We start from the raw sequence: 2,258 nt of genomic DNA on the forward strand, positions 1-2,258 counted from the left end.
TCCAAACGGGCACCTAGAAAAAGGTCCCCCCACCCCCCGGCGCGCCCGCCTTCGGGAGTCGACGGCGCGCGGACTACCAAGACGGCAGGCGTTGTTCGCGCGGCAGCGTGGTCGTTGGCCGAACACGCCACAACCCCACCTGGTCAGATCCACGGCTACCGGCCCCTTGATAAGTCCGACGCTCCGCAACACTTCGAGACGGACGACATGCCGGGGCAGGCCGGCGAAGCCGGTGCGCGCCACGCACGCCCCCACCCACCAACCGACCCTCAAAGAACGCCGCAGTCCCCGCGCCCAGAAGGCACGGCCGCCAGGGCTGATCCCCGTTCGGCAACAAACCCAACCCCCCGGAAGCCGCGCCCCCCTTCCCAGCCAGCCCAACACAGCCATTCGTTACGCCCGCACCCGGCCGACCCACCCGCCATGTAAGCCGCGCGTCGTAGCCCGCGCCAGAGCCTTCCGCTCCCGTGGCGCGTCTCGTCGACCGACGGCGACCAGTCGAGCTGCCCCGCACCGGCCACCGGCCCGCAGACGAAACCGGCACCCACCCACCCCCACCCCCGCCCCGTTCACCCCGCGTCAACCGACCACCTGGAGCAGCAGGTTGGCGGTCCCCGGCGGAACGTCCCGCAGGCGGTCCGGGACGGCGGCCGCCTCGATCGCGGTCCAGACGTCGGCCGGGGCGGCCGTCGGCTCGTCGGCGAGGTGGAGCGCCGCCACGCCCGCGACATGCGCGGCGGCGGAGGTGGAGCCGGAGAGCGTCGCGGTCGCGGTGTCGGAGGTGTGCCAGGTGGAGACGATGCCCACGCCCGGCGCGTAGAGGTCCACGGCCGGGCCGTGGTTGCTTGATGCCGCCGCCCGGTCGTCGCAGCTCGCGGTGGCGGCGGTGATGGCCTCCGGCACCCGGCCGGGCGAGTAACCTCCCGCGTCGCTCGCCGAGTTGCCCGCCGCGACGGCGTAGGTGACGCCGGCGCCGATGGACCGACGCAGCGCGTCGTCGAGAACCTGGCTGGGCCCGCCGCCGATGCCGAACGCGGCGACCGCCGGGCGGCCCTCGGCGTCGCGGGTCAGCCAGTCGATGCCGGCCACCACGTCGGCGACGGTGCCGGCGCCGCCGTCGTCGAGCACCTTCACCGACACCAGCGTCGCCCGCTTCGCGACCCCGTGCGCCTCGCCGCCGACCGTTCCGGCGATGTGCGTGCCGTGGCCGTTGCCGTCGGAGCCGTCGCCGCCGGACGCGTCGAAGCCGGGCTCGGCCCGGCCGCCGAAGTCCCGGTGTGTGTAGTGGATTCCGGTGTCCACCACATAGACGGCGACGCCCTCGCCGGCCGAGTCCGGGTAGCGGTACTGGCCGTCGAGCGGGAGGTCGGGCTGGTCGATCCGGTCCAACCCGCAGGACGGCGGGTCGGGTTGCACCCCGGCGGGTCGCAACGCCTCGGAGCCCGGGGACGGTTCGGCCCCCGGGGACGGTTCGCCCCACGAGGACGGTTCGGACGCCTCGACGGCGGTGTTCCGTTCGACGAGCGCGACGGCCGGGTCGCCGGCGAGCCGCGCGGCCTGTTCCGGCGTGGCGCGCACATGGTAGCCGCGCAGCGCGTCCCGGTAGGTGTCGAGCACCCGCGCGCCGTGGCGCTCGGGCAGCGCGGGGTCGGGGGCGCGCTCGCCGTCCGCGAGGACGACCAGGTAGCTGTCGCCAACGGTGTTCGGGGCGTGGGCGTTGACAACGGTGCCGGTCGGGGGCGCGGCGGCGCGCGCCTCGGCGGCCGGCAGGGTGCCGGCGGCGGCGAGGCCGAGCAGGGCGGCGAGCGTGGCGAGGCTCTTCACTGCCTTCACGGGACTCCTCACGAAATTCATGGCGCAGTCATGACAACCACACGGGAGGGGGCCAGCCTCCCGCTCCGTCCACCGAAACGGCAACCCCGCCTTCCAGCCATGGAGTTGGGGCGAGGTGAGCAGACTTGGGGGAACGGACGGCTCGACGGGGAGCGGGAGGCGGAACGCATGGCCACGGTCGTGTTGATCGGCACGCTGGACACCAAGGGAGCCGAGTACGCGTGGCTCGTGGAACGGGTGCGCGCGCACGGCGTCGAGGTCCCGACGGTGGACGTCGGCACGTTCTCGGACGCGGCGACCGGCGCGGCGGCCGACGTGCCGGCCGGCGAGGTCGCCGAGGCGGCCGGCACTGACCTGGCCGCGCTGCGCGCGGCGGGCGACCGGGGCGCGGCGATGGCGGCGATGGCCGAAGGCGCCGCCGTGGT

Annotated in this window: 2 protein-coding genes; one reads left to right on the forward strand and one right to left on the reverse strand. The window is 74.9% G+C overall.

From position 1 onward, the window contains the following. Positions 1-579: 579 nt before the first annotated feature. Positions 580-1,833 (reverse strand): S8 family peptidase, encoded by a 1,254-nt coding sequence (locus EBN88_RS29605; protein ID WP_233581123.1) that lies wholly within the window; start codon positions 1,831-1,833, stop codon positions 580-582. Between the two features lie 168 nt (positions 1,834-2,001). Here EBN88_RS29605 and EBN88_RS29610 point away from each other — a divergent pair. Continuing rightward, positions 2,002-2,258 (forward strand): Tm-1-like ATP-binding domain-containing protein (locus EBN88_RS29610; RefSeq protein ID WP_199742538.1); only part of this gene is annotated, 257 nt, incomplete at its 3' end.

It is taken from the genome of Streptomyces triticirhizae (genome assembly GCF_003696235.1).
Taxonomy (GTDB): domain Bacteria; phylum Actinomycetota; class Actinomycetes; order Streptomycetales; family Streptomycetaceae; genus Streptomyces; species Streptomyces triticirhizae.